Source organism: Ectothiorhodospira lacustris (assembly GCF_022227785.1).
GTDB classification, from domain to species: Bacteria; Pseudomonadota; Gammaproteobacteria; order Ectothiorhodospirales; family Ectothiorhodospiraceae; genus Ectothiorhodospira; species Ectothiorhodospira lacustris.
In genome coordinates, this window is sequence record NZ_JAJNQM010000005.1 from 68654 (window position 1) to 75379 (window position 6726).

The 6726-nt window shown below is 63.1% G+C and carries 6 protein-coding genes; 5 read left to right on the forward strand and 1 reads right to left on the reverse strand.

What is annotated here, in order from left to right; all coding sequences use genetic code 11:
- The first annotated feature begins 120 nt into the window (after nucleotides 1-120).
- The 3 genes from carA to greA all read left to right on the forward strand — a co-directional run bounded on the left by carA (nucleotide 121) and on the right by greA (nucleotide 5109).
- On the forward strand, nucleotides 121-1254 hold the full coding sequence (carA, locus tag LQ952_RS02180) for a glutamine-hydrolyzing carbamoyl-phosphate synthase small subunit (protein WP_238621012.1): 1134 nt from the start codon (nucleotides 121-123) through the stop codon (nucleotides 1252-1254).
- Nucleotides 1255-1414: 160 nt separating this feature from the next.
- On the forward strand, nucleotides 1415-4636 hold the full coding sequence (carB, locus tag LQ952_RS02185; protein WP_238621013.1) for a carbamoyl-phosphate synthase large subunit: 3222 nt from the start codon (nucleotides 1415-1417) through the stop codon (nucleotides 4634-4636).
- Nucleotides 4633-5109, forward strand: coding sequence for a transcription elongation factor GreA (gene greA / locus LQ952_RS02190; RefSeq protein WP_238621015.1), 477 nt, complete (start codon nucleotides 4633-4635; stop codon nucleotides 5107-5109). Before carB ends, greA begins: the two co-directional genes overlap by 4 nt.
- Before the next feature lie 45 nt (nucleotides 5110-5154).
- Here greA and yhbY read toward each other — a convergent pair whose 3' ends face one another.
- Nucleotides 5155-5445: a ribosome assembly RNA-binding protein YhbY gene (gene yhbY, locus LQ952_RS02195; protein WP_238621017.1), complete on the reverse strand. Its 291-nt coding sequence runs from the start codon at nucleotides 5443-5445 to the stop codon at nucleotides 5155-5157.
- Between the two features lie 190 nt (nucleotides 5446-5635).
- Between yhbY and rlmE the strand changes: the two genes are divergently transcribed.
- Together rlmE and LQ952_RS02205 are read left to right on the forward strand one after the other, a co-directional pair.
- Nucleotides 5636-6259: a 23S rRNA (uridine(2552)-2'-O)-methyltransferase RlmE gene (gene rlmE / locus LQ952_RS02200; RefSeq protein WP_238621018.1), complete on the forward strand. Its 624-nt coding sequence runs from the start codon at nucleotides 5636-5638 to the stop codon at nucleotides 6257-6259.
- 48 nt (nucleotides 6260-6307) lie between these two features.
- Nucleotides 6308-6726: ATP-dependent metallopeptidase FtsH/Yme1/Tma family protein (locus tag LQ952_RS02205; protein ID WP_238621019.1), on the forward strand; the 419-nt coding region annotated here is incomplete at its 3' end.

Below are 6726 nucleotides of genomic sequence, written 5' to 3' on the forward strand. Positions count from 1 at the left end.
TCATTGGACGAAATGGCCCTGATCCGCTAGAATTTGTGCCATTCAACAGGTCTTGAAATCCCTGACAGGGCTGGTTGGGTCTCCCAACCCGCCCTGTTTCTATGTGTGCCGGAGGACTCTTTGAGAACCACACCCGCCTTGCTGGCTTTGGAAGATGGCAGTCTGTTTCACGGTTACGCCCTGGGTGCGGAAGGAACCACCGTGGGTGAAGTCGTGTTCAATACATCCATGACCGGTTATCAGGAAATCCTCACGGATCCCTCCTATTCGCGTCAGATGGTGACGCTCACCTATCCCCACATCGGCAATACCGGCATCAATCCCGAAGATGAAGAGGCCGCCGGGCCCCAGGCCGCCGGCCTGATCGTCCGCCACGTGCCTGCGCGCATGTCCAGCTGGCGTGCCGCCGAATCCCTGCCCGACTACCTCAAGCGTCACGGTATCGTCGCCATCACCGGCGTGGACACCCGTCGCCTGACCCGCCTGCTGCGGGAAAAGGGCGCCCAGAACGGCTGCATCATGGCCGGCGAGGTGGACGAGGCCAAGGCCTTGGAGGCCGCCCGTGCCTTCCCGGGCATCAACGGCATGGATCTGGCGAAGACCGTTACCACGGCAGCGGCGTACGAATGGACGGAAGGTAGCTGGGCCCTGGGCGAAGGTTATCGCCCGGGACCTGCCGAGCGTCCTTTCCATGTGGTCTGCTACGACTTCGGCGTCAAGCGCAACATGCTGCGTCTGCTGGCGGATCGGGGGTGCCGGATTACCGTCGTGCCCGGTACCAGTACCGCCGAGGAGATTCTGGCCCTGAACCCGGACGGCGTCCTGCTTTCCAACGGCCCCGGTGACCCGGCTCCGTGCGACTATGCCATCCGCGGCATCCAGGGACTGCTGGAAAAAAATGTTCCCCTGTACGGTATCTGCCTGGGGCATCAGCTGCTGGGACTGTCCGTGGGCGCCAAGTCCGTGAAGATGAAGTTCGGCCATCACGGTGCCAATCATCCCGTCCAGGATCTGGCCACCGGGAAGGTGATGATCTCCAGTCAGAACCACGGCTTTGCCATCGACGAGCAGACCCTGCCGGGCAATGCCCGCGCGGGCCACCGTTCCCTGTTCGACGGGACCTTGCAGGGCATCGAACTGACCGACCGTCCGGCCCTGAGCTTCCAGGGACACCCGGAGGCGAGCCCCGGTCCCGAGGACGTGGCGCCGCAGTTCGACCGGTTCATCGACATGATGCGAGCCCATCAGGGCTGAGGACTCGGCGTGTCATGAAGTACTTTCCAAGCGTCGTCCGGGCCTGCTCGTTTCGATTTGGATGGCGCTGCTACGGCACCTGATCCGACCCATAAAGACCGCCCCCCATTTTGCCCGCCGGCGCCCCTGAAGGCGCCGGGCTGTTCACGGTAGGACACCCATGCCAAAGAGAACCGACATCCAGAGTATCCTCATCATAGGCGCCGGCCCCATCGTCATCGGCCAGGCCTGTGAGTTTGACTACTCCGGTGCCCAGGCCTGCAAGGCCCTGCGCGAAGAGGGTTACCGGGTCATCCTGGTGAATTCCAACCCGGCCACCATCATGACCGACCCGGAGATGGCCGATGCCGTCTATATCGAGCCGGTGGAGTGGAAGACCGTTGCCCGCATCATCGAACGGGAGCGCCCGGACGCGGTCCTGCCCACCATGGGCGGGCAGACCGCCCTCAACTGTGCCCTGGATCTGGCCCGCAACGGCGTGCTGGAACAGTTCGGCGTGGAACTGATCGGCGCCACCGAAGACGCCATCGACATGGCCGAGGACCGGGAACGCTTCCGTCAGGCCATGGACGAGATCGGCCTGGCCTCACCCATGGCCTTCATGGTCAACAGCTGGGAAGAGGCCCAACGGGTGCAGCCGGAGATCGGTTATCCCATCATCATCCGCCCGTCCTTCACCATGGGCGGCAGCGGCGGCGGCATCGCCTACAACCGGGAAGAATACGAAGAGATCGTCAGGCGCGGCCTGGACCTGTCCCCGGTCAACGAGGTGCAGGTGGAGGAATCCGTGCTGGGCTGGAAGGAGTACGAGATGGAGGTGGTCCGCGACCGTGCGGACAACTGCATCATCATCTGCTCCATCGAGAACCTGGATCCCATGGGCGTCCATACCGGTGACTCCATCACCGTGGCCCCGGCCCAGACCCTGACGGACAAGGAATACCAGATCATGCGCAACGCCTCCCTGGCGGTGCTGCGCAAGATCGGTGTGGATACCGGCGGTTCCAACGTGCAGTTCGCTGTGAATCCGCAGGACGGTCGTCTGGTGGTCATCGAGATGAATCCCCGGGTGTCCCGCTCCTCGGCCCTGGCCTCCAAGGCCACCGGCTTCCCCATCGCCAAGGTGGCGGCCAAGCTGGCCGTGGGCTTCACCCTGGATGAGCTTCGCAACGAGATCACCGGCGGGGTGACCCCGGCCTCCTTCGAGCCGTCCATCGATTACGTGGTGACCAAGATTCCTCGGTTCACCTTCGAGAAGTTCCCCAGCGCGAAGGCCAAGCTGACGACCCAGATGAAGTCCGTGGGTGAGGCCATGGCCATCGGCCGTACCTTCCAGGAATCTTTCCAGAAGGCCCTGCGCAGCCTGGAGACCGGCAGTGACGGTCTCAACGAGATGGTGGATCTGAACGGAGAAGACGCCGAGTCCACCATCCGCAGCGAACTGGCGGATGCCGGTCCCGAGCGCATCTGGTACGTGGCCGATGCCTTCCGTTTCGGTCTGACCCTGGAGCAGGTGCATGAGCTCAGCCGCGTCGATCCCTGGTTCCTGGCCCAGATCCAGGAGCTGGTGGACATCGAGCAGGACCTCAAGACCCGATCTCTGAAAGACCTGGATCGTCAGACCCTGTTCACCCTCAAGCAGTACGGTTTCTCCGACCGCCGTCTGGCCAAGCTGCTCAACGAGACCGAACGGACCGTGCGTGCCTATCGCCACGAGTTGGGCATCCACCCCGTTTACAAGCGGGTGGATTCCTGTGCCGCCGAGTTCGCCTCCACCACCGACTACATGTACTCCACCTATGAGGAAGAGTGCGAGGCCAACCCCTCCGGCCGCGAGAAGATCATGGTGCTGGGCGGCGGCCCCAACCGTATCGGGCAGGGGATCGAGTTCGACTACTGCTGCGTGCATGCCGCCCTGGCCATGCGCGAGGACGGGTATGAGACCATCATGGTCAACTGCAACCCGGAGACCGTTTCCACCGACTACGATACCTCCGACCGGCTGTTCTTCGAACCGCTGACCCTGGAGGACGTGCTGGAGATCGTGCACCTGGAAAAACCCAAGGGCATCATCATCCAGTTTGGTGGCCAGACCCCGCTGAAGCTGGCCCGGGACCTGGAGGCCGCCGGTGCGCCGGTGATCGGCACCACCCCCGATTGCATCGACCTGGCGGAGGACCGGGAGCGCTTCCAGCAGCTGATCGAGAAGCTGGAACTGGTCCAGCCTCCCAACCGCACCGCCCGCAGCGTGGACGAGGCGGTACGTCACGCCGAGGCCATCGGCTATCCGGTGGTGGTACGCCCCTCCTACGTGCTGGGCGGCCGCGCCATGGAGATCGTCTATAACGAGTCCGATCTGCGGCGCTACATGCGTGACGCGGTGAAGGTGTCCAATGATGCGCCGGTGCTGCTGGATCGCTTCCTGGATGATGCCGTGGAGGTGGACGTGGACGCCATCTGCGACGGCAAGGACGTACTCATCGGCGGCATCATGCAGCATATCGAACAGGCCGGTGTGCATTCCGGTGACTCTGCCTGTTCCCTGCCGCCCTACAGCCTGAGCATGGCGCTGCAGGACGAGATCATCGCACAGGTGCGCAAGATGGCTTTGGCCCTGGGTGTGGTGGGACTGATGAATACCCAGTTTGCCATTCAGCGGGACCGCATCTTCGTGCTGGAGGTGAACCCCCGCGCTTCCCGTACCGTGCCCTTCGTCTCCAAGGCCGTCGGCATGCCTCTGGCCAAGATCGCCGCCCGCTGCATGGCCGGCCGCTCTCTGGTGGAGCAGGGCGCCACCCGGACCGTGGTACCTGACTACTATTCGGTGAAGGAAGCCGTTTTCCCCTTCATCAAGTTCCCCGGCGTGGACCCCATTCTCGGCCCCGAGATGAAGTCCACCGGTGAGGTCATGGGCATGGGCCGCAGCTTCCCCGAGGCCTTTGCCAAGAGCCAGCTGGGTGCAGGCGTCAAGCTGCCCGAGACCGGCAAGGCCTTCATCAGCGTGCGCGAGGTGGACAAGCCCGGCATCATCCAGGTGGCGAAGGAGCTGGTCGCCCATGGTTTCGAGCTGATCGCCACCCAGGGTACCGCCCAGGCCCTGGAGGACGCCGGCGTGGCCTGCGCGCGCATCAACAAGGTGACCGAAGGTCGTCCCCATATCGTCGATATGATCAAGAACGACGAGATCAGCCTGATCATCAACACCACCGAAGGTAAGCAGGCCATCGCGGATTCCTTCACGATCCGCCGCGAGGCCCTGCAGCACAAGGTGACCTATACCACCACCCTGGCCGGCGCCTATGCCACGGTCCAGGCCCTGGAATACCTGGACAGCGACCAGGTGTACTGCCTGCAGGACATGCACAAGGAGATCCGCTCATGAACAAGACGCCTTTGACGGTACGTGGGGCCGAATTGCTCAAGGCGGAGTTGCAGCGCCTCAAGAGCGAGGATCGTCCGCGGGTGATTGCCGCCATTGCCGAGGCCCGTGCCCATGGCGATCTGAAGGAAAATGCCGAATACCATGCCGCACGGGAGCAGCAGGGGTTCATCGAAGGACGTATCAAGGATCTGGAGGCCAAGCTCTCCAACGCACAGATCATCGACGTGACCACCCTCAGTGCCGGCGGCAAGGTGGTCTTTGGCGCCACCGTCAAACTGGTGGACCTGGATTCGGACGTGGAGGTGACCTACCAGATCGTGGGGGACGACGAGGCCGACATCAAGGCGGGCCTGATTTCGGTGAACTCACCCATCGCCCGGGCCCTGATCGGCAAGCATGAAGGGGACGAGATCCACTTCAGCGCCCCGGGCGGGGAGAAACACTTCGAGATCCTGGCGGTACACTACCGTTGATGGCCGCGGACAGCCCTTCTCCCCCGGGGAGAAGGGCTGCGGGATTCAGGGCAGTTCGATCACCGGCTTTTCCGGATTGCGTCGGAACAGGGTGGCGATGAATCCCACCCGCTGTACCAGTTCCGCCCCGGTTTGCCCGCAGATTTCACTGACCGCCGCATCTCGCTGCTCCCGATCGCCGATGGCCACTTTGATCTTGATGAGTTCATGGTGATCCAGCGCCCGGCGGATTTCCTCCATGACCGGTTCGGTGAGGCCGTTGCGGCCGAGGCTGACCACGGGTTTACGGGAGTGCGCCAGGGCACGCAGGTGCTTGATGTGTCTTTCGATGGGCATGTCAGGGAAAATCCGCAAGAATAACCAAGGCGCGGGAGGTTCCCGCGAGATGACAGGGCGGCCGGGGCATGCGGGCCGTTCCAGGGATGCCGAGTCTAGCATGCACTCACCCGCTGTAGGAGTCTGACCCCGGGCAACATCGCCCGCCGATCCGACGTCCGCAGGAAGTAACCCCCGGAAACCCGTACCCATGGCACGCAGCAAGACCAGTAGCCGCTGGCTCAAGGAACATTTCAGCGATCCCTTCGTCCAGAAGGCGCAGCAGGAAGGCTGGCGCTCCCGCGCCGTCTACAAGCTGCAGGAGATCCAGGCCCGCGACCGGATTATCCGGCCCGGCATGCAGGTGCTGGACCTGGGCGCCGCCCCCGGCGGCTGGACCCAGTTCGCCGTCGGCGAGGTGGGTCGCAAGGGCCGGGTGATCGCCTCCGATATCCTGCCCATGGATGTCATTGAGGGGGTGACGTTCATCCAGGGGGATTTTCACGAGGAGGACGTCCTGGAGGCCATCCTCGCCGCCCTGGGGGGTGAGCCGGCAGACCTTGTAATCTGCGACATGGCCCCCAATACCAGTGGTGTGGAGGCCGTGGATCAGCCTCGGGCCATGTACCTGGCGGAGCTGGCCCTGGATACGGCAGGCCGGGTGTTGAAACCCGGCGGTGATTTCCTGGTCAAACTTTTCCACGGGGCGGGTTTTGACGATTACGTGAAGACCCTGCGCGGACGGTTCGAAAAGGTCCAGATCCGCAAGCCCGAGGCGTCACGCTCCCGATCGCGGGAAGTATATGCGTTGGCCAGGGGCGTCAAACTGGTGTAAGGTCAGTTAAAACCACGAGCACACGACAGACAAAGTCGAGGTAGACCCTTGAACGAGCTGGTAAAAAACCTGATTATCTGGGCGGTTATCGCCATCGTGCTGATGTCGGTGTTCAACAACTTCAGCCCGACCCAACCGCAGCCCCAGGCCTGGTCCTATTCGGAATTCCTCAGTGAGGTGAAGGCCGGACGCATCAATAGCGTCTACATCGAGGACAAGACCATCCAAGGTCGTACCATCGGCGGCGAGCGCTTCAATACCTACGCCCCCAATGATCCCGGCCTGATCGGCGACCTGCTGGCCAGCAATGTGGAGATCCGCGTGGAGGAGCCCGCCCGGCGTTCGCTGTTGATGGATATCCTCATCAGCTGGTTCCCCATGCTGCTGCTGATCGGTGTCTGGATCTACTTCATGCGCCAGATGCAGGGTGGTGCCGGCGGCCGGGGGGCGATGTCCTTCGGCAAGAG

Bases quoted from the DNA above. Each gene is read 5' to 3' on its own strand.
- greA (WP_238621015.1), top strand. From the start codon at position 4,633: ATGAACAAGACGCCTTTGACGGTACGTGGGGCCGAATTGCTCAAGGCG.
- rlmE (WP_238621018.1), top strand. From the start codon at position 5,636: ATGGCACGCAGCAAGACCAGTAGCCGCTGGCTCAAGGAACATTTCAGC.
- carB (WP_238621013.1), top strand. From the start codon at position 1,415: ATGCCAAAGAGAACCGACATCCAGAGTATCCTCATCATAGGCGCCGGC.
- yhbY (WP_238621017.1), bottom strand. From the start codon at position 5,445: ATGCCCATCGAAAGACACATCAAGCACCTGCGTGCCCTGGCGCACTCC.